The 20,372-nt window shown below is 43.6% G+C and carries 13 protein-coding genes and 1 rRNA gene; 11 read left to right on the top strand and 3 right to left on the bottom strand.

Annotated features, from left to right (window positions below):
- Nucleotides 1-97: 97 nt before the first annotated feature.
- Nucleotides 98-367 carry a hypothetical protein gene (locus ACLD6A_RS06065; RefSeq protein WP_116794435.1) on the bottom strand — a complete coding sequence of 90 codons (270 nt, stop codon included), beginning with the start codon at nt 365-367 and terminating at the stop codon, nt 98-100.
- On the bottom strand, nt 358-984 hold the full coding sequence (locus ACLD6A_RS06060) for a hypothetical protein (RefSeq protein WP_004129241.1): 627 nt from the start codon (nt 982-984) through the stop codon (nt 358-360). The genes ACLD6A_RS06065 and ACLD6A_RS06060 overlap by 10 nt, the downstream gene beginning before the upstream one ends.
- A gap of 310 nt (nt 985-1,294) precedes the next feature.
- Here ACLD6A_RS06060 and metG point away from each other — a divergent pair, with 310 nt between their 5' ends.
- A complete protein-coding gene (metG, locus tag ACLD6A_RS06055) occupies nt 1,295-3,166 on the top strand; it encodes a methionine--tRNA ligase (RefSeq protein WP_410313843.1) in 1,872 nt (623 codons plus the stop codon).
- 293 nt (nt 3,167-3,459) lie between these two features.
- Here metG and ACLD6A_RS06050 read toward each other — a convergent pair whose 3' ends face one another.
- A complete protein-coding gene (locus ACLD6A_RS06050) occupies nt 3,460-4,893 on the bottom strand; it encodes an aminopeptidase C (protein ID WP_375169258.1) in 1,434 nt (477 codons plus the stop codon).
- A gap of 564 nt (nt 4,894-5,457) precedes the next feature.
- On the opposite strand from ACLD6A_RS06050, the gene ACLD6A_RS06045 reads away from it, so the two are divergent.
- The 10 genes from ACLD6A_RS06045 to ACLD6A_RS06000 all read left to right on the top strand — a co-directional run.
- A complete protein-coding gene (locus ACLD6A_RS06045) occupies nt 5,458-6,441 on the top strand; it encodes an ABC transporter permease (RefSeq protein WP_032841750.1) in 984 nt (327 codons plus the stop codon).
- A 24-nt stretch (nt 6,442-6,465) separates the two neighbouring features.
- The gene (locus tag ACLD6A_RS06040) at nt 6,466-7,413 is read left to right on the top strand and encodes an ABC transporter permease (protein ID WP_004137165.1); all 948 of its coding nucleotides are present in this window, start codon (nt 6,466-6,468) and stop codon (nt 7,411-7,413) included.
- Nucleotides 7,414-7,434: 21 nt separating this feature from the next.
- Entirely contained in the window at nt 7,435-9,324 is a 1,890-nt protein-coding gene (locus tag ACLD6A_RS06035) for a dipeptide ABC transporter ATP-binding protein (RefSeq protein ID WP_410313842.1), read from the top strand.
- A gap of 323 nt (nt 9,325-9,647) precedes the next feature.
- Entirely contained in the window at nt 9,648-11,390 is a 1,743-nt protein-coding gene (locus tag ACLD6A_RS06030) for an ABC transporter family substrate-binding protein (RefSeq protein ID WP_410313841.1), read from the top strand.
- 213 nt (nt 11,391-11,603) lie between these two features.
- Entirely contained in the window at nt 11,604-13,418 is a 1,815-nt protein-coding gene (locus ACLD6A_RS06025) for an ABC transporter ATP-binding protein (protein WP_410313840.1), read from the top strand.
- 2 nt (nt 13,419-13,420) lie between these two features.
- Nucleotides 13,421-15,217: an ABC transporter ATP-binding protein gene (locus tag ACLD6A_RS06020; RefSeq protein WP_004574736.1), complete on the top strand. Its 1,797-nt coding sequence runs from the start codon at nt 13,421-13,423 to the stop codon at nt 15,215-15,217.
- Between the two features lie 122 nt (nt 15,218-15,339).
- Complete coding sequence (locus tag ACLD6A_RS06015; protein WP_004134330.1) at nt 15,340-16,320, top strand: TatD family hydrolase; 981 nt, start codon at nt 15,340-15,342, stop codon at nt 16,318-16,320.
- Nucleotides 16,321-16,493: 173 nt separating this feature from the next.
- Nucleotides 16,494-19,073, top strand: a complete 2,580-nt coding sequence (locus ACLD6A_RS06010) for a KUP/HAK/KT family potassium transporter (RefSeq protein WP_410313839.1) — start codon at nt 16,494-16,496, stop codon at nt 19,071-19,073.
- Between the two features lie 5 nt (nt 19,074-19,078).
- Nucleotides 19,079-19,894 (top strand): HD domain-containing protein, encoded by an 816-nt coding sequence (locus tag ACLD6A_RS06005; RefSeq protein ID WP_004137172.1) that lies wholly within the window; start codon nt 19,079-19,081, stop codon nt 19,892-19,894.
- 354 nt (nt 19,895-20,248) lie between these two features.
- Nucleotides 20,249-20,372, top strand: a 16S ribosomal RNA gene (locus ACLD6A_RS06000); the annotation flags it as partial.

Here is a 20,372-nt window from a genome sequence, read left to right as displayed (position 1 = left end):
TATAAATTTCCAATAATCCTAAAACTATTGCCTTAAGTCTGCCGTAAGAATACCGTAAGTAAGCCGTGAGACTGCCTTAAGTCTGCCGTAATAGATGTCATATATCGCTATCATAAGACGCAAATAACACTTCAAAACTGTGACGAACATCCGGTCCGCCTTGTTGAGAAATGTATTCTAAAAGATGAGCGTCTGCAGAAGGATTTGCAATAACCCATTTACGCAATTCTGGTATATGTTTTGCAATATGCCACAAGATTTCCGGATTTGTTGAGGGGTCGCTTGCAACAACAGGCGTAAGGAGTATTGGCGGCTTGGGAGGAGAGCTTGCATGCTCCTTCGCGAATGAGTTGAATTTCATTTCCATGGTTTCCTTATTTCATTCGCAATATCATTCAGCCAAGTTCTTGCGCGCACAGAGCCTGGAAAATAAGGATTGCTGTCAATAATACGTCTGCACTCGTGCAAATCTACGCGATAGTGAGATATTAGTAAGTTTGCAATGCTTTTTCTGTATAACTCGTAATTTTCACTATCGCCTTGCGTATATGCTAAATCGCATATTGTTCGCTCCGGAGTTGTTATGCGAGTTTTTCCAAGAGTAACATAGTCTTTTTCGTTTAATTTCCTACGAAATGATCGAATTGTGTGACCGTGTGGTTTCCTTCTATAATGACCGTAATCAATAACATCTATATTTTCAGGAAAATTTCCACCAAGCCACACCCACGCAGCTGTAAATAAGCAAGCAACGCTTTCCGAAGGTATTAAATCGTTTACTATATTGCTTCTTCCGCACATAGAAATAGCCGTTTTGTGCGAGTAGCCGGTATTAGATGTTAAGCGGTTAAATATTCCAAATTTAGAAAGCTTTTTCATGCACATTGGCCCAGGTAAATGGTTGTTATCAAGAAGAGGCGGGAATTCTTCGTTGTCTATTTTGCCGATTTTCCAAATCGTATATGCCATTTGTTGATCAATCATATTCTTCCTCTCTTTCTATTGATTTAAGAATTGAGATTATGAAAATTTTTAGAGGTAAATAAGATTAAATAAATAAATTGTGGATATGTGAATTGCTATTTGAATAGATACTTAATCAATATTGAATCGCTATTGTTTTTAAGTGCATATAATTCGTATTAGCTAAAAGTTTTGCACATATTCACAATTAGAATATTCGTAAGAATCTGCTATTTTTACGCCATTTTTGCGCTATTTTCTGCGCTTTTCTCTAAATTTTTCTTTGATATTCGTCTAGAACTGTCCGCGCTGAACAAGATAATATTTGCCTATGAGTCATATTTTGGTGAATGTTGCATGGCCTTACGCTAATGGCCCTCGTCATATTGGTCACGTTGCTGGATTTGGTGTTCCTTCAGACGTGTACGCGCGTTACGAGCGCATGAAGGGTAATGACGTGTTGATGGTTTCTGGAACTGATGAACACGGCACGCCTATTTTGGTTGAGGCAGATAAAGAAGGCGTTTCTGCGCAAGAGCTTGCAAACCGTTACAATCGCGTAATTACTAAGGATTTATGCGATTTAGGTTTAAGCTACGATTTGTTTACGCGCACAACAACCGCAAACCATGAGCATGTGGTTCAGGAAATGTTCCGCCAGTGCTTAAAGAACGGTTATATTTATAAAGGTACGCAGAAGGTTGCAATTTCGCCTTCTACCGGCCGTACTTTGCCTGATCGTTATATTGAGGGAACTTGTCCATTGTGTGGTGCGGATGGCGCTCGCGGCGACCAGTGTGATGCTTGTGGAAATGAGCTTGATCCGGATGAGCTTATCAATCCTGTTTCTAAGATTAACGGAGAAACTCCTCGCTTTGAAGAAACTGAACACTACTTCTTGGATTTGCCGTCTTTGGCTGAGGCGAATGTTAATTGGCTTCATTCGCGTGAAGGTTGGCGTACTAACGTTATTAACTTCTCGCTTGGCTTATTTAAGGAAGTAAAGCCTAGAGCTATTACGCGCGATATTGATTGGGGTATTCCTGTTCCTGTTGAAGGTTGGATTGATAACCCGAATAAGCGCTTGTATGTGTGGTTTGACGCTGTTATTGGCTACTTGTCTGCCTCTATTGAGTGGGCGCGCAGGCAGGGTAAGCCGGATGCTTGGCGCGACTGGTGGTGTGATCCTAAGTCTCCTGGCTACTACTTCATGGGCAAGGATAATATTACTTTCCATTCTCAAATCTGGCCTTCGGAAATGCTCGCATATAACGGAGCTGGATCAAAGGGCGGCGAGTCTGGTGTTTACGGACCGCTTAATATGCCTGAGCAGGTTGTTGCTTCTGAGTTTATGACTATGGAAGGCAAGAAGTTCAGTTCTTCGCGAGGAATTGTTATTTACGTGAAGGATATTTTGGCTCGTTATCCTGTGGATGCTGTGCGATACTACATTTCTATTGCAGGCCCTGAAAATTCTGATGCTGATTTTACTTGGGCTGAGTTTGCTCGTCATAATAACGAAGAGCTTGCTGCAAGTTGGGGCAATCTTGTTAACCGTGTGGCAAATCTTATCAATAAGAATTTTGGCGAGATTCCTCCTTTGGATGAAGATTCTATGACTTCAATGGATCGCGCTTTGCTTGATCAAACTTCTGATGCGTTTGCTTTGGTTGGTAGCTTGATTGAGCGCCATCGTCAGAAGAATGCTCTTACGGAAGCAATGCGAATAGTTGCGGATATTAATAAATATATTTCCGCAACTGAGCCGTGGAAGATTAAGGATGACGAAGCTCGTCTCGGAACCGTATTGCACGTGGCTGCGCAGGCTGTTTCGGATGCTAATCATCTTCTTGCTCCGTTCTTGCCTCATGCAGCGCAAAAGGTTTGGGAAGCTCTTGGTGGCACTGGCGTGTTCTCACCGTTGCCTCATATTGAGGAAGTAGAGGATTTGGATAATCCGGACTTTAAGTATCCGATTATTACGGGTGATTATCGTTTGGGTGAAACTGTACATCCTTGGGAGAGTGAGGAATTGGTTGCTGGAACGCCTGTTCCTAAGCCAACTCCTATTTTTGCTAAGATTCCGAAGGAAGCGGTTGATGAGGAGCTTGAACGTTTTGCTTCTGCATTGGCCGAGCGTCAGCGTGTTGAAGCCGAAAGACTTGCTGCTGCAAAAAAATCTTTGGAAAATAGCGGCGAATAGGTTGAAAATTTTAGGTAAATCGTTATAAAATAACAAAAAATATAGCAAGTTTTCTTAATAAAAAATATTTTAAGGAAATTTTAAGGAAAAACTCTTTTCTTTGGACGAAAGTTTAGCTATACTAACATATGTTAATGGTTCGCCATTAGCGAGGTTCGTTCGCGAACCCCATAATTGAAACCTTCTTCTCTCTTTCTCTCTGCCCCGGCGGGTTTCCTCCCGCCGGGCTTCTTTTTAATTAAAAAGCGCAGACTGCAAAAAGCAATCTGCGCCTATAAGTTTAAGCACTTAAACTAGCGGCAGCGCTTTGAAAGCGGCTCCCACGGCTCAAGCATTACTGGCTCTTGCTTTAAGATGGCAAGAGTTGCTTCGTCAAGATACTTCTTATTGATGATTACTTCAGTAACGTAGCGGTCGAACCAGTCGGCAGAGCCAACGTAGTAGCCATCTTCGCCTGCATCTTTGCCCCAGCTGTTCTCAATCTTCCAGCGATCCGGGTTGCCATTTTCGTCTAAGTTTACGCCTGTAAATGTCATAGCGTGATTGCCTGGAATATCCATGTATTCCAAACCCTTCGCCTTATCAAATGTAAATTCAATATCGAAGAGTTGGTCAACGCGAACTACTGCAGGATCAAAGAATCCGCTATCTCTCAAGGAGAACTGTGTGCAATCGCAAGCAAACCAAATTGGGTGGCCGTCGCTGAGTTGATCTACAGCTGCCTTTCGGAACACTTCAATAGGAACGTTCACAAATTCCAGCTCATCTGTTTCAGCAACATTGGTGCTGTACTTGAGTTGATAGCGCTTGTTAAAAGGAGTTCGTTTCATAGGTGAGTTGCACAATGTTACGAAGTCGTTTACGTCAACAGGAACATATTTCTTAGCGAATTCAAGTGGAGTAATTCCGTATTCGCGAATCATTGGGCGTTCGTCCTTGCCAGTCTTTGGCTTGTCGTCCTTCTTTTCTTCGCCATCCTTGTTTTCGTTCTTTTTCTCGTCCTTCTTGTCATCGTCATCTTTAGTGCGCGCGAAGAAGTCGAACTTTACTGGTGGTTCGCCGAGTGCAATAGTGGTCATGCGGTAAACGGTTTCCAAATCGCGGACTTTCATTTCGCGCAATTCTTCCAAAGAAGAGCCGTTCTTATAAGCCTCGCGCAATTCGCAAGCAAACTCGCGCAACTTTGTATTGATGTACTGCACAAAGGAGTCGGAGTCAGTTGCATTCTGTGAATCTGGATACGCGCTCTTCGGCACAAGACCGTACTTGTTTACCAGGTTGACGAACATTTGCCACCAACCACCGTCGTCAATCGGACCGTAGTTAATGCTTTCAAAAACTCGACTATCAAGTTCTTCATCCAAAGTGGCCAACACGTTTTCCAAATACGCGTTTGCTTTTTCAATCTTGTCCCAGAAGAACAGGTAGCTTTCTGAAAACTCAAAGTCATCTAAATTCCACTTATGCATTAACTCATATCGCAAAGTGTTAAGGGATGCAAACATCCAGCATCGCCCGGAACGTTTTTGATTTGTAATGCTTCCTTGCTTTAATTCCACAGAGAATTCGCGTGGCAGCGCGCGCTTTCCTTGATAGCTTGTTGCAGCTTTAAGCACGCCATTTGTTACTGCTGCATTTGCCGCTAAAAGATTTGCACGCTGCTCGTTGAAGTGCTTGGAATAATTTTTTACATGTTCCAGAGTTACGGCTTTAACGTTTTCAGCCATGAGTTTACTCAGTCTCCTTTTAGAGTTGATAATACGAATAACAGATATTGTATACTGCACAATGTCTTGCGTGTGTTTCTTGTTTATAGCGATTTCCGGTCTTTGTGCGAATAACCTTAATTATTTTTGTAAAACTAAACTTTTTCCGTTAAATATTCAGTTTTTGTAATTAATTTTTGAATTTATTATATTTGTTGATAATGCGTATTTTGTATGTATAAAAATAATTTTTTGACTCTGTAATACATATTATTTCGTAATTATATATCAAAGAAACGTTGAAATTCTGCGCTTTTGTGTAGGTTGTAATCTGTATAATATAACTTATATATTCTAAATTTTGCTTTTATATACTTAAAAAAGCATTGTGCAAAAATATTTTCTGTTAAGCTCTTTGTACATAGCTTGGCTAAAAATATACTAATTATGTGTCCCGGATTGACGAGGGTCAGTTCAAGCGCGCCCTTTTGAAGGCGAAACGCTAAAGCGGTTATGATGTAGATTTAACGATTTGCAGCATGCCAAATGGAGGTAAACAATGGCTAGGCGTAGAAAAGAGTCACAATGATACGATACATCGTTAAGCGATGCCTGAATTATGTGGTGATGTTGTTTGTTGCCGTATCCATGACGTATTTCTTGGCGAGTGCTTTTATGAGACCGCGTTCGAACTATATGTCTAGGCATCCGCATCCACCTATTGCATCAATCAACCGTTCTTTGGATTTGGCAAATATTAACGACCAGACTCCAGTGTTTACTCGTTATTGCCGTTGGATTTACAACATTTTTACTAAGTGGGATTGGGGATTGAGCCCAGATCAGGCTCCAGTTGGCCCGGCAATTATGTCTCGTATTGGCGCATCTGTTCAGCTTGTTACTGGTGCCACAATTCTTGGTATTGTTTTAGGTGTTAGCGTTGGTGTTTACACTGCTATCCGTCAGTACAGGTGGCAAGATCGAGTTCTTAATTCCACAGCAACCTTCCTGTTGGTTGTTCCTGCAGCAGTTTTGGGTTTGATGGTTGTGCTTGCTGCTATTAGCATTAACCACGCAACAGGCGTGCGACTTTTCTACGTTACTGGTTTGCACTCTTACCAGGGTTCTGACCCGTTCATGTTCCTTCTTGACTTCCTTCAGCATTTGATTTTGCCGACGATTGTTATGACAATTCCTGGCATGGTTGGGTATCATTTAACGCAGCGCACGTATCTTCTCGATACTATGAATGCTGATTACGTTCGTACGGCTCGCGCTAAGGGCTTACCTTTGAATTTGGCTATTCGCCGCCACGCTTTGCGTACTTCTTTGATTCCAACAGCTGTTGACGTCGCCTTCTCTATTGCAGGCGTGTTTACGGGTGCTGTGATTACTGAAACCGTGTTTGCTATTAACGGCCTTGGTAGCTACTTCGTTCAGACCATTATGCAGAACGATATTAACGGTTCTGTTGCTATTGCAGCGTTTGGTGCTGTATGTACATTAGTTGGTGCTCTTCTTGCAGATGTCTTCTCTGCTTGGCTTGACCCACGTATTCGTTTGAACTAGCAGAACAGTGTAGGTGAATTTGATATGAATAAAAAAGATGTATCTTCAGCGCCTCTTGAGTCTGCTGCAGATAAAAAAGCTACTGCTGGTGCCTGGGGCAACTTTAAGCGCACTGGTAAGATGACGCTTTATACGCGTCGATTCTTCCGTCGCCCGTCTGCAGTTGTGGGCTTGGTTATGCTTGTAATTTTGATTCTTTTTGCTTTGTTTGGCTCAAAGATTTCAAAGTGGAGCTACGACGAACCAGACTTTTCTTCTCTTGCAACTCCTCCTTCTGCAGAGCATTGGCTTGGCACTACGCCAGGCGGTTCAGACATGTACGCAATGGTTGTGCGCGGACTTGGCCGTTCACTTTCCATTGGTATTGTCAGCTCTATTACCATTACAGTTATTGCTGCTTTGGTTGGTACTGCTATTTCTTACTTCGAAGGATGGTTCGAGCAGGTTGGTATGTGGCTTTTGGACATGCTGCTGATTGTTCCTTCCTTCCTGCTGATTGCTTTAATCATTAGTGCTTCTAGTGGTGGTAGCGATTGGTTGTGGTTGGCATTTGGCTTAACTGCTTTTGGTTGGATTGGTTACGCTCGTACGCTTCGTACGTTGACTTTGAGCTTGCGCGAACGTGAGTATGTTCGTGCAGCTAAGTTCGAGGGCGTTTCTTCATTCCGCATTATTGTGCGTCACTTGGTTCCAAACTTGGGTTCTGTGTTGATTATTAACACGGTTCTTGGTGTTATTGGTGCGATTAACGGCGAAACTGCTTTGAGCTTCTTGGGTCTTGGTATTAAGGCTCCGGATACTTCTCTTGGTACTTTGCTTAATGCTGGCCAAAGCGTTGTGCAGACTTCTCCGTGGGTGCTTTTGGTGCCGTCTGCAGTGCTTGTTTTGCTAACCTTCTCCGTGCAGCTTATTGGTGACGGTTTGCGTGATGCCATTGATCCATATTCTAGGTCTGTTGGTAAGGCCGACTAACGAGCGTTTGGAGTGATAAACATGACTGATATTGCAAATAACGCTATTAAGGAAGAAACCACGATGGAAGATCAAAACAACGAACCGTTGCTTTCAGTACGCGACTTGCAAGTTAGCTTCGCTTCTGAAGCTGGTACTGTGCATGCTGTGCGCGGAATGAATTTTGATTTGTACCGCGGAAAGACTATTGGTATCGTTGGCGAATCTGGTTCTGGTAAGTCGGTTACGTCCTTGGCTGTTATGGGCTTGCTGGATAAAAACGCAAGCGTTAAGGGCTCTGTGAAGTATAAGGGCGAAGAGCTTTTAACTAAGTCCGATTTAGAGATGAGTAAGATTCGTGGCAAGAATATTGCCATGGTTTTCCAGGATCCTCTTTCTGCTTTAACTCCAGTTTTCTCTATTGGTGATCAGCTTAAGGAAGCTTTGGTTATTCATAATCCGGGCATGAGCGAAGAGCAGATTCGCGAGCGTTCTATTGAATTGCTTGATTTGGTTGGTATTACTAAGCCGGCTGAGCGTTTGAAGGCTTTCCCTCACGAGTTTTCCGGCGGTATGCGTCAGCGCGTGATGATTGCTATGGCAATTGCTAACGATCCGGATATTATTATTGCAGACGAGCCTACTACCGCTTTGGATGTTACAATCCAAGCTCAGGTTTTGGAAGTTTTGAAGAAGGCCCAAAAAGAAACTGGCGCTGCAATGATCTTCATTACCCACGATTTGGGCGTTATTGCTGGCGTTGCAGACGAAGTTATTGTTATGTATGCGGGCCATTTGGTTGAGCATAATAGCGTTGAGGAGATTTTTGCTCACCCAACTCAGCCGTACACTATTGGCTTGTTGGGCGCTGTTCCTCGCGTTGACCAAAAGCGCACTCGCCGCTTAACCCCAATTTCTAAGCCGACTATGGATATGCTTATGGCTGAAGAAAAAGGTGGGGACGACGGCACAATGATGGGCCTTGAAGCCGAAAGTGAAACCGTTCGCGCCTTGCTCCACGCTGAAACTGAAAGGCCAATCAAGCCTATGTTTGATGGCATTCCTCGTGAGCAACGAAAAGTTGTTTTGGATGTTAAGAACTTGGTTAAGACCTTCCCAATTACTAGCGGCGGCTTCTTGCGCCGTAAGATTGGTGAGGTTCGTGCTGTTGACGGCATTGATCTTGAAGTTCGTGAAGGCGAAACTGTGGCTTTGGTTGGCGAGTCTGGTTCGGGTAAGTCAACTACTTTGATGGAAATTATGAGCTTGAAGAAGCCTGAGTCTGGTTCTATTACAGTTTTTGGTACTGAGTTGAACGATAAGTTGACTCGTGATCAGCGTCGCGAACTTCGTTCTAAGATTCAGTACGTATTCCAGGATCCAATGAGCTCGCTTGATCCTCGTATGCTTGTTTACGATATTCTGGCAGAGCCTTTGCTCGTGCAAAAGAAGTCGAAGGAAGAAATTCGCCAGCGTATTGCTGAGCTTATGCAGCTTGTTGAGTTGAATCCTGATCAGGTAGATCGCTTCCCAACTCAGTTCTCTGGCGGCCAGCGTCAGCGTATTGCTATTGCTCGCGCGTTGGCTGTGAATCCTAAGCTTTTGCTTCTTGACGAGCCTGTTTCTGCTCTGGATGTTTCTATTCAGGCTGGAATTATTAACTTGCTTGAAGATTTGCAGGATAAGCTTGGCGTTGCTTACTTGTTCGTGGCTCATAACATGGCTGTTGTTCGACATATTTCTAGCCGAATTGCTGTTATGTATCACGGTCGAATTGTTGAATCTGGCGAAACGGATGAGGTGTTTGATAATCCAAAGCACCCTTACACTCAGGCTTTGATTAGCGCTGTGCCAATTCCGGATCCTACAATTGAGAAGAACCGTAAGCGTATTATTCTTTCTGAAGAAGATAATTTTGACGATGTTAGGTAATTCATGACTTGTCGATTTTAGTTAATCTTCATCAATCTGAATAAATTACTTAGTCGCGCATGTTTATTACAACATGCGCGATTTTTTATTGTGTAACATAAATTTAAAAAACGTAATATATTTTGTTTTTTAGCAAAAATAAACTAAAAAATTTTCTGTTTTGCCTATTATAGATAATAAATTATTCTTTTTTGCCTATTTTTCATAAAGTTGAAAAGAAAAAAATCAATATTTTGTGAAAACGATTTGTCGAATGTCATAGAGTTGTATATACTCATACAACATACCGGAAGACGGACATCATCCGGGGAATGAGAGGAATCATGAAAAATACAAAAGCAGGTAAACTGACTGTATTTGCCGCAGCTGCACTTTCTGTTGCAATGCTGCTCGGCGCTTGCGGCGGTGCTACTAACAATGCTGGTAAAGCAGGTATGACTGAAGAGCCAGCTGCTGGTGTTGACACTTCTTACACTGGCGAACTTCCAATGCCAGATGTCAACAAGCGTTACGATAATCCACAGTCACGTGACAACGTTAAGGACGGCGGCACTTACACCGTTGCTCTTCCTGTTCTCGGTCCAAACTGGAATTACGCTTCTAACGATGGTAACTCTGGCTACATGGCTACTTTGTGGAGCTTCTACCAGCCAAATCTTATGGCTTATGACACCGTTAAGGGTGAAAAGCTTAAGTACAACCCTGACTACATCACTTCCGTCAAGAAGGTTAGCGATAAGCCACTCGTTGTTCAGTACAACTTGAACCCAAAGGCCAAGTGGAATGATGGCACTGATATTGACTACACTGCATTCAAAGCAACTTGGCAGGCTTTGAACGGCAAGAACAAGGATTACTCCGTGCCTAGCACCGAAGGTTACGACTGCATTCAGTCTGTTGAGCAAGGCTCCAGCCCGAAGCAAGTAATCGTTAAGTACGATAAGCCATGCGCAACATGGGAAATGCTTTTTGCTCCATTGGTTAATCCAAAGGCCGGTGACGTTAAGACCTTCAACCAGGGTTGGGTAAACAATCCTCACAACGAGTGGGGTGCAGGTCCATTCCAGATTGAATCCGCAACCGAAAATCAGGTTGTCTTCACCCGCAATCCAAAGTGGTGGGGCAAGAAGGCAAAGCTCGATAAGGTTGTTGTAAAGCGTATGGAAGATACTGCAGCTTTGAACGCCTTCCAGAATGGCGAAATCGATGCTGTAACCGATAGCATTTCTGCTAAGGACGCAATCAAGTCTGCTCGTAGCGTTAAGGGCGCTCAGCTCCGTTATGGCTACAGCACCAAGGTTCGCGTGCTTAACTTCAACGCTAAGTCCAAGCCACTTAACGAACTTGCAGTCCGTAAGGCTGTTGTTCAGGCATTCGATGTTGCTACCTACAACAAGGTTCAGTTCCAGGGCATGAACTGGAAGAGCGAGCAGCCAGGTTCTGAGCTTCTCTCCATGTTCCAGGCTGGCTACAAGAACAATCTTCCTGCTGACGGAAAGTACAACACCGAAAACGCTAAGAAGACCCTTGAAGCTGCTGGCTACAAGATGGGCAAAGATGGCTACTACGCCAAGAATGGCAAGACTCTTGAGATTTCCTTCACCTTCTTCGGCGACGATTCTACTCAGGCAGCTCTTGCTAACGCATTCCAGGCCATGATGAAGAAGGCTGGAATTAAGTGCAAGACTGTGAACCAGGCTGTTGCTAAGTTCTCCGAGGTTGTTGCTTCTCACAAGTACCAGGTGCTTCCATTGGCATGGCAGTCCAATTCTCCATTGAGCTTCTTGTCTTCAGCAAGCCAGGTTTACAAGTCTGACAGCGATTCCAACCTCGGTCTCGTTGGCAACAAGAAGATTGATGCTATGCTCAACAAGGTCGGCAAGACCTACGACTACAAGGAACAGACTGAGTATGCAAACAAGGCAGAATCTGCAGCTCTTGCTTTGTACGGCACTCTTCCAGTTTCCGCTCCTCCTATCTACCAGGTGTTCAAGAAGGGCTTTGCTAACAACGGCCCTGCTGGTTACGCAACCACCTACCCAGAGGATATGGGCTGGCAGAAGTAAGTAAATTTGTAGCGATAATTCGCGCAAGTTTACTAAGCTGATTGCTTAACTTATAGCATGTGGCGTGTAGTCTTTGGGCTGCACGCCACATGCTTTTGTGTGTAATTGCGTAAAAAATAATTGCGCAGAAAATAATCACGCAGAAAATAATGTAAACTTAATAAAACTTAATAAAAAATAAATCGCAAAATCAAACAAAGGAGAATCCGGCGCATGTACGTCAACCCAAATAAACGCAAAGACGCGAACAACGTGCGCTGGGTATTGCAATACTGCAAGCCAGACATGTGGAGAGTAGGCGTATCGCTTATACTTTTTACAATTAACGACACAATGGCAATGACAATGCCATTGCTTTCGGGTTTTATAGTCGACAAAATCATTATTGGCAAACAGCATAATCTGCTTTTAGGAGTGTGCTTGCTGATGGTTGCAATGATGATTATTCGCGTAGGCTCAAGATATATTTACCAGCTTCAAATGGAAAGATTCGGCCAGAATGCCGTGTATCGCCTTGTGAGCGACGAGTACGAGAAGCTTCATTCTCTTGATTTTACATACTTTAATCACACTCGTACGGGCGACATTATGAGCCGTATGACTTCGGATACGGATGCGATTCGCCATATTCTAAGCTGGGTTTCGTATATGGCGCTAGATTGCGTAGTAATGTTTGTGTTGGCGCTAGTTATAATGTTTTCAATCCAATGGCAGCTTGCTTTAGCTCTTATGGCAATTACGCCATTTTTGTTCATGCTTGCAAGAGTTATGGGCAAAAAAGCTAGGCCGAAATTCCTTGCAATTCGCGAATCTTTTGCGCGCATGAATTCAATGGTTGAAGAAAATATTGAAGGTAACCGTGTTGTAAAAGCTTTTGTGCGCGAAGCTTATGAAACCAAAAAATTCGACGAATGTAACGAAGACTACTTTAATCGAAATATTACGCTTGCAAAAAACACGCAAAAATACATGCCGTGGCTTGACGGCATGGGTTTTGTGCTAGAGCTTATAACAGTTGGTTTTGGCGGATGGCTTGTTCTAAATGGCAGTATGACTTTAGGAACATTCGTTACTTTTAATAGCTTCCTTTGGATGCTTCATATGCCGGTTAGAATGACAGGATGGCTTATTAACGACTGGCAGCGTTTTAACGCGGGTTGCGTTAATATTCGTAAGCTTCTTACGCAAGAATCTCATATTAATCTTCTAAAAGAAGCGGACGCAAGCGTTAAAGTAAAAGGCGAAATCACTTTTGAACATGTTGATTTTGCATTCCCGGACGATCAAGACTCTCCAATCTTAAAGAATATTGATTTAAGCGTTCCTGCCGGAAGTAAGCTTGGTATTCTTGGTGAAACTGGGTCTGGCAAATCAACTCTTGTAAGTCTTATTGCAAGATTCTACGACCCGACGCAAGGCCGCGTTTTAATTGACGGAAAAGACGTGCGCGAATGGCCTCTGGAAACTGTGCGAAATGAAGTTAGCATAGTAGCTCAGGAAACTTTCCTGTTTTCGGACACGATTGCAGGAAATATTGGCTTCGGTTTGCCTCAAGATAAAGAAAATTGCAAAGAACTAGACGATACGATTCGCAGAATGGCTAGAATTGCAGCGGCTGACGATTTTATTATGAGCATGCCAGAAGGTTACGAAACTGTAGTAGGAGAGCGCGGAGTTGGTCTTTCTGGCGGCCAAAAGCAACGCCTAAGCTTAGCTCGCGCTTTAGCAAACGATCCGGCAATCCTAATTATGGATGACACAACTTCAGCTGTAGATATGGAAACAGAAGAGCATATTCAGCAAGAGCTAAAGAAACTCGACGGCACGCGCACCGTAATCACTATTGCGCACAGAATTTCATCCGTTAAAGATGCAGACATGATTGTTGTGTTAGATCACGGAAAAATCGTAGAGCGCGGCACTCACGCAGAACTTGTGGCTCAGCATGGAAGATACTGGGAGATTTACAGGAAGCAGCTTGGATTGCAAAGCGGCAAGTCTGCAGGATTTGAAACGAAGGGGGAGTAGAAATGGCGCAACGAAACACTTATCGCGAAGACGAAGAACAAGAAGAGCATGTGAACGTGCATGAGCTTATGCGCGTTAAAAAATACATGAAGCCGTACGCAACTAAACTTCTACTCGTAATTATGGTAGTTATAAGCGGAAGCATAATTATGACAGCAATGCCAATGATTACAAAAATGCTAATCGACGTGGTATTGCCGCAGAAAAGCTACACGTACTTATACGCAATTATTGCGGTTTTTATTGTGCTTATTGTGCTGTACGAGCTGGGCTTAGCGTACAGAACGCTTGCAATTACGCGCATCGGCCAGATGATAATTAGAGACATGCGCCGAGATATTTTTACGCATGTGCAATCGTTATCTTTTGATTATTTTGATTCGCGCCCGCACGGAAAGATTCTGATTCGCATAGTAAACTACATTAATACTCTTTCTGATACGCTTTCTTCGGGATTTATTAACGTATTTTCAGACGTTTTTGTGCTGATTATTACATTAATAACAATGTTCGTTATAGATTGGCGAATGGCGTTGTGGAGCTTAGCGCTATTTCCAATATTTATAATCTGGACGCGCGTTTTGCAAATTCTGCAACGAAAGGCGTCTAAAAAACTATCAAACAAGCAAAGTAATTTAAACGCGTATTTGCACGAGTCAATTGCAGGCGTAAAAACAACGCAAACTTTTGCAAGAGAGTCTGCAGCATACGAAACTTTTCAGAATCAGCAAGCAGAAGTAAGAAGCGCATGGATGCGAAACGTTAGGTTTCAAATGCTGCTTTGGCCTGGAGCTTCAGTTATTGAAACTGCTGCAATAGCGCTTTTGTACTACGTTGGAGTGTCGAATTTAGGCGGAATGAACGTGAGTACGGGAACGCTTATAGCATTCGTATGGTACTCGACTACCTTTTGGGATCCAGTAGTAAATATTGGAAACTTTTACACGCAGCTTGTAACATGCTCAGTTTATTTGGAGCGAATTTTTGAAACTCTAAGAATTAAGCCGAATATTGTAGATAAGCCTGATGCTAAAGAATTGCCGCAAATTAGTGGCAAGGTTGACGTAAACGACGTTGTGTTCCGTTACGAAGAAGGCGGAAGGCCGATTTTGAACCTGGTTGACTTGCACGTTTCGCCTGGGCAGACCGTTGCTTTAGTAGGCCCAACAGGAGCTGGAAAAACTACTCTCGTAAGTCTCCTTTCTAGATTCTACGATGTTTCAGAAGGCTCGATTACCATAGACGGCCACGATGTGCGCTCAGTAACATTAGCGTCGCTTAGAAAACAAATGGGCGTAATGCTGCAAGATAGCTTTATTTTTAGCGGAACTGTGCGCGAAAACATTCGATACGGAAAACTAGACGCAACTGACGAAGAAATTGAGGCGGCGGCTCGAGCTGTTCACGCGCACGAATTTATTAGCGAAATGGACAAAGGCTACGACACTGAAATTGAGGAGCGAGGAGCTACACTTTCGGCAGGCCAAAGGCAGCTTATTTCTTTTGCGCGCGTACTTTTGGCAGATCCTCGCATTTTAATTCTCGACGAAGCAACCAGCAATATTGACACTCGTACGGAAGAAGCGCTACAAGCAGGATTGGCTCAGTTGCTTAAAAATCGCACGTCTTTCGTAATCGCGCACAGGCTTTCTACTATTGAAAATGCTGATTTAATTTGCGTAATAGATCATGGCGAAATTGTTGAGCGTGGAACGCATGAAGAACTTATGGAAGAAAAGGGATCTTACTATCGCCTTGTTAAATCTCAATACGACGCAATTCGCAAAACAATTTTGTAAGCATCTAAATTATTTGTGGAAAATCGCTGGTAGAAGATTGCTGGTAAAAGATTGCTGGTAGAAGATTGCCGGTAAAAAATCGCTGGCAAAATACTGTTTTATTTGCGAGTAGACTTAAAAACATGAGTAAACATCACCGCGAGCATAATTGGGCGCCTGAATTAACCGAAGAATCTCAAGTATGGGAAAATCTAATAAAAAACGGCGTAACAATTGCGGACGACCACACGCATATGCTTAGCGTCGTCGATTTTGCGCATAATCTTAACCAAGAATTAGCAGAAAAAGGCCGCGAACCTATTAACGAGCCGACTGCAGACGACTTAGTTACTCAAGCAAAATCCGCTGGAGTTTCCAACATGCTAGAAGTAGGTTGTGAATACCCAGACTGGGAACCGACAATTTCCTTCGCTGAATCACACGCGGATTGCGTTCGCGCAGCAATTGCAATACACCCAAACGAAGCCGTTTTGCACGGACACAGGGGAGCGCAAGGCCCAGACGGATTGCCAATAGTTTATAAGCCATATCACGATATTCCATTCGACGAAGCTATGCAACATTTGCGTTCGCTTGTAATTGCGCATCCAAAAGAAGTTGTTGCAATAGGTGAAACCGGTTTGGATTATTTTCGTACGGGAGAGTCTGCGAGACTTGCCCAAAGAGAAGCTTTTCGCGATCATATTGCGCTCGCAAAAGAGCTGAATCTTCCATTGCAAATTCACGATCGTGACGCGCACGAAGACGTAGTAAAAGTTTTATTACAAGACGGAGCGCCTGAACGAACAGTGTTTCATAGCTACGCAGGTGGCGAAGATTTAGCCCAAATACTAAGAGAACACGGCTGGTACGCAAGTTTTTCCGGAACTTTGAGTTACAAAGGAAACGAAGATTTGCGTAAGTCTGCCAAGATTATTGGCGAAAGTCACATAACTGTAGAAACAGATGCGCCGTATTTAACGCCAATGCCTTACAGAGGGCGGCCAAACGCGCCTTATATGGTTCCGTATACTTTGCAAGCGCTCGCTAATGTACTCGATATTTCGCTTGAGAAGGCGGCTAAAGTAACTAGAGAAAATACGAAGAAAATTTACGGATTTTAAGCAAAAAGCCAATCTTAATAATCCTTATTTTTCAACGATTTTTAAAGATTTTTTGCACTATATAGCTATTGTTGTATACAATATCCAAGTACGGAAATAAAACTGTGAAGGGCAAGGTGACTGCATCTTCTTGTGGCATCAAGAAGAGCCTTACCCAGGAGGAACAATTAAGCATGACGAAGTCACGCACTACTGTGCCGTCAGCAGATGGCGCAAAGGATCCTCGCAACGGCGCGAAAGATTCCGAGAAGAGTCCGAAGACTACTAAGAGTTCGAAGGACGCTATATTACGAGCTGCGTCTTTTACAAAGGCACCGAAGGTGTCTCAAAAAACAACAACTCGTGAAGAGCGAAAAGTAATAGCGCAACAGCAGGCTCAGGAAGTTAAGGAAGCAGAAAAACTTGTTGCCAGCGCTGTTAGAGGTCCTTTAGGCAGATGGTGGGCAAAGCTGCAAACAAGCTCTGACCGCTTTACCTTGGGCATGGCTATTGTGGCTCTTGGTGTTGTTTATGGCGATATTGGTACATCGCCTTTGTATACTGCTCAAACTTTTTTGGCCGGTCAAGGCGGATTACAAAATATTAATCGCGAAACCGTATTCGGCATGCTTTCGCTCTTGTTTTGGTCAATTACGTTGATCACAACCGTCAAATACGTATTCGTTGCAATGCGAACCGACAACAAAGGCGAAGGCGGTATTTTTGCCCTGTACTCACTTTTGCGCAAAAAAGGTGCGTGGCTTGCAATACCGGCAATGATTGGTGGAGCTGCATTTTTGGCAGATTCTGTGCTAACTCCTGCAGTTTCTATTTCTTCCGCAGTAGAAGGTTTGCGCACTATTGCAGTGTTTAAACCAATATTCTTAGAAAACGAGAATTTGTCGATGATGATTACGGTTGTTATCATCGTCATACTGTTTTCTGTTCAGCAGCGCGGAACTGAGCGTATTGGTAAAGTCTTCGGCATAGTAGTTATGCTTTGGTTTGCTTTCCTCGCGTTGGTTGGCGTTATGAATATTGGTCAAGACTGGACTATTTTTGAAGCGCTTAACCCAATTTATGGTGTGGAATTCCTGTTCAGTTCGCACAATGTGCAGGGTCTGGCAGTTATGGGTGTAATCTTCCTTTCTACTACTGGTGCGGAAGCGTTGTATTCAGATATGGGTCATGTTGGTCGAGGAAACGTATACGCAACGTGGCCGTTTATTAAAGTTGCTCTGCTGCTTAATTACTTTGGGCAGGGCGCGTGGATGCTGCAACATCAGAACGATAAATCATTGTGGTCTGTGGAAGGATTAAATCCATTCTTCCAAATGCTCGAACCTAATGTGCGATATATTGCAGTTATTCTTTCTGTGACGGCTGGCATTATTGCTTCTCAAGCTTTGATTACTGGTGCATACACTATGGTTTCTGAAGCTACTAGCCTTAATTGGATGCCGCATTTGCAGGTTCGTTATCCTGCGCGCACTCGTGGACAGCTTTATATTCCTGTAGTGAATGTTGTGCTTTGCGTTGCGACTATTACAGTGCTTGCTGTTTTCCGCGACTCTGAACATATTTCTGGCGCATACGGCTTGGCATTAACGCTTACAATGCTAGCAACCACCATTTTGCTTACAGCTCATATGTGGTATCAGAAGAAGCGTTTTGCAGCTATTGGTTTTGCTGTAATCTTCCTAATGATTGAGCTTATGTTCTTCATTGCTTCCATGGCAAAGTTTATGCACGGCGGCTGGTTCACTATGCTTCTTGGAGCTTCGATTTTAACAATCATGGTTACTTGGAAAGACGGTACCAAGATAGAGCGATCGCAGCGTTTGCATATGAAGCCTAAAGACTTCCTGCCTGTGCTCGATAAGTTGCATGGTGATTTTAGAATCCCGTATTTTGCCGACAATATTGTTTACTTGACTTCTGATCGCGAAATGAAGCGACTTGATACTGGAATTTTCTTCTCCATTTTTGCTGACCATCCTAAGCGAGCTAGAGCTTGGTGGGCTGTATCTGTGGAAACCGACGACGCTCCGTTTACGCGCGAGTATTGCGTTGAAAATTTTGGTACGGATTATTTGTTCCGCGTAAAAATAAAGTTAGGCTTTAAAGTTTCGCCATCTATACCTGCATATTTGCACCAAATTATGCACGATTTGTCGCATACTGGCGAGCTTCCTCGTCAAAAATCTGTGTATCCAAAGGTTGATGCGGATCCAGATATTGGTCCAATCCGTTACGTTCTGCTGCACAAGGCTTTAATGCCGGAGTCTAATATTTCTGTGCGTGGCGCATTGTCGCTAAAAATGAAGTATGCGATTCGTCATATTGCTGGAACTCCAGTTAAGTGGTTTGGCTTGGCGCCTTATAATCCTGTGGTTGAGGTGCAGCCGCTATTTGTTTCTACACGCAGACCTCCGCGCTTGAGTCGTGAAGATTATTCTCAGCGTGCAGTGCAATCGTTGCAAGGCGCTTCAGCTGTTGAAACTGCCACGCAGGCTGATTCTGATATTCGGCCTACTGATGCGGAGCAGACTGCAGTTATGAACGCTCGTGATATTGCTGCAGCTAATGTTCTGTTTGCAGATGAAAAACTTGCAAACACTGGGAACATTAGTCCTGTGCCGCTTAAGGCGCAAGCAAAGGCATCTAACGCGAATTTTAGTGGCGATAAAACTAATCTTGACGCTGCCAACGTAACTCATGCCGTTGTACAGGCTGTAGAAGATGCTGCGCGTGCGGAAAATAAAGAATCTTGAATAAAATGCGTAACAATTCAGAAGAAACGCTACAGTGCGATGCAGTAAAAAATGCCGATTTGCCTGATTTTAGCCAGGTAGAGCAATTGCATCGCACTACTGCGCCTTCTGAATCTGCTTACAACCTTATTCACGGCCATTGTGTGGTAATTGCCACAATCTCTTGGCAAATTGCGCATCATTGCAATATGTTGCTTGAGTCTAAAACAAAGTGTTCGTCTTCTATTTTGGAGCGTTCTAAACTCGCACAATCTTGTATTAAAAAACTTATTGGGGATAATTATTCTGATCTTCCGCCTATTAAAGGTGGACGTGCGCCAAAGCAACCTATTGATGAGTACGCTGCTTTTATTGGTGGAATGTTGCACGATATTGGCACGTATTTTGTGCTGAAGAAAGATGGATCCGCAAATTTTGATGGCGAATTGAGTTTTGACGGTCCGAATTATATTTTGCACGGATTGCGTGGGTACAACTATTTGCTTAAATGTGGTTTTAGCGAGGAAGCTGCCCAGTTTGCGCGCAATCATACTGGAGTTGGGTTGACTCGCGAGCAGGTTGCCCTGCAAAACCTGCCGCTTCCTGTGGACGACTATAAGCCGCAAACTGTTGAACAAGAAATTGTTATGGTTGCGGATAAATACAATAGTAAGTCTATTCCGCCTCGTTTTTTGACTGTTGAAGAGTATCGTCGCAAAGCTGCGCGATTTGGGGAAGAAAATGCCTGCCGTTGGTTGCAGTTGGTTGATCAGTATGGTGAGCCGAATATTGCTGCTTTGGCGGATTTCTTTAACGCACGTATTTTTAGTTACTTTTTCTAGTTTTTCGACACTCCGGGGGATGCTAGTATTTCCAACGTTTTTGTGGCTGATTTGTGGGGTGGGTTTGCGTTTTGGCTGGGTTTGGTGTAAGTTTATCTCTTGCTGCTCAGCGCGGCTGGTTCTCCTCTTCGGGGTTGATTGAGCCGGCTGGTGTGGTGGTGGTTTGAGAACTCAAGAGCGTGTCTGTACTACTTATTAGTTAATTATTGCCAGTTCATTGCCTGCCTTGCATGTTGCAGGGTGCCTGAGAGATGGTTAAATGGTGGTGAGGTTTTGTGGGATGTTCTTTCCTTAAAGAATGTCTCGTCTTTTTCTTATTTTTTGGAGCCTTTTGTTGGCTCTTCATTGAATTTTTTCGTGGAGGGTTCGATTCTGGCTCAGGATGAACGCTGGCGGCGTGCTTAACACATGCAAGTCGAACGGGATCTAGTCAGCTTGCTGACTGGTGAGAGTGGCGAACGGGTGAGTAATGCGTGAC

Origin of the sequence: Gardnerella sp. Marseille-Q9691, from assembly GCF_046507715.1 — a bacterium.
Taxonomy (GTDB): domain Bacteria; phylum Actinomycetota; class Actinomycetes; order Actinomycetales; family Bifidobacteriaceae; genus Bifidobacterium; species Bifidobacterium greenwoodii.
Note: the sequence above shows the minus strand (reverse complement) of the source record. Positions and strands in the feature narration are given on the sequence as shown.

Coding starts and splice junctions, on each gene's coding strand:
- ACLD6A_RS06065 (WP_116794435.1), bottom strand. CDS start 367: ATGGAAATGAAATTCAACTCATTCGCGAAGGAGCATGCAAGCTCTCCT.
- ACLD6A_RS06060 (WP_004129241.1), bottom strand. CDS start 984: ATGATTGATCAACAAATGGCATATACGATTTGGAAAATCGGCAAAATA.
- metG (WP_410313843.1), top strand. CDS start 1,295: ATGAGTCATATTTTGGTGAATGTTGCATGGCCTTACGCTAATGGCCCT.
- ACLD6A_RS06050 (WP_375169258.1), bottom strand. CDS start 4,893: ATGGCTGAAAACGTTAAAGCCGTAACTCTGGAACATGTAAAAAATTAT.
- ACLD6A_RS06045 (WP_032841750.1), top strand. CDS start 5,458: ATGATACGATACATCGTTAAGCGATGCCTGAATTATGTGGTGATGTTG.
- ACLD6A_RS06040 (WP_004137165.1), top strand. CDS start 6,466: ATGAATAAAAAAGATGTATCTTCAGCGCCTCTTGAGTCTGCTGCAGAT.
- ACLD6A_RS06035 (WP_410313842.1), top strand. CDS start 7,435: ATGACTGATATTGCAAATAACGCTATTAAGGAAGAAACCACGATGGAA.
- ACLD6A_RS06030 (WP_410313841.1), top strand. CDS start 9,648: ATGAAAAATACAAAAGCAGGTAAACTGACTGTATTTGCCGCAGCTGCA.
- ACLD6A_RS06025 (WP_410313840.1), top strand. CDS start 11,604: ATGTACGTCAACCCAAATAAACGCAAAGACGCGAACAACGTGCGCTGG.
- ACLD6A_RS06020 (WP_004574736.1), top strand. CDS start 13,421: ATGGCGCAACGAAACACTTATCGCGAAGACGAAGAACAAGAAGAGCAT.
- ACLD6A_RS06015 (WP_004134330.1), top strand. CDS start 15,340: ATGAGTAAACATCACCGCGAGCATAATTGGGCGCCTGAATTAACCGAA.
- ACLD6A_RS06010 (WP_410313839.1), top strand. CDS start 16,494: ATGACGAAGTCACGCACTACTGTGCCGTCAGCAGATGGCGCAAAGGAT.
- ACLD6A_RS06005 (WP_004137172.1), top strand. CDS start 19,079: ATGCGTAACAATTCAGAAGAAACGCTACAGTGCGATGCAGTAAAAAAT.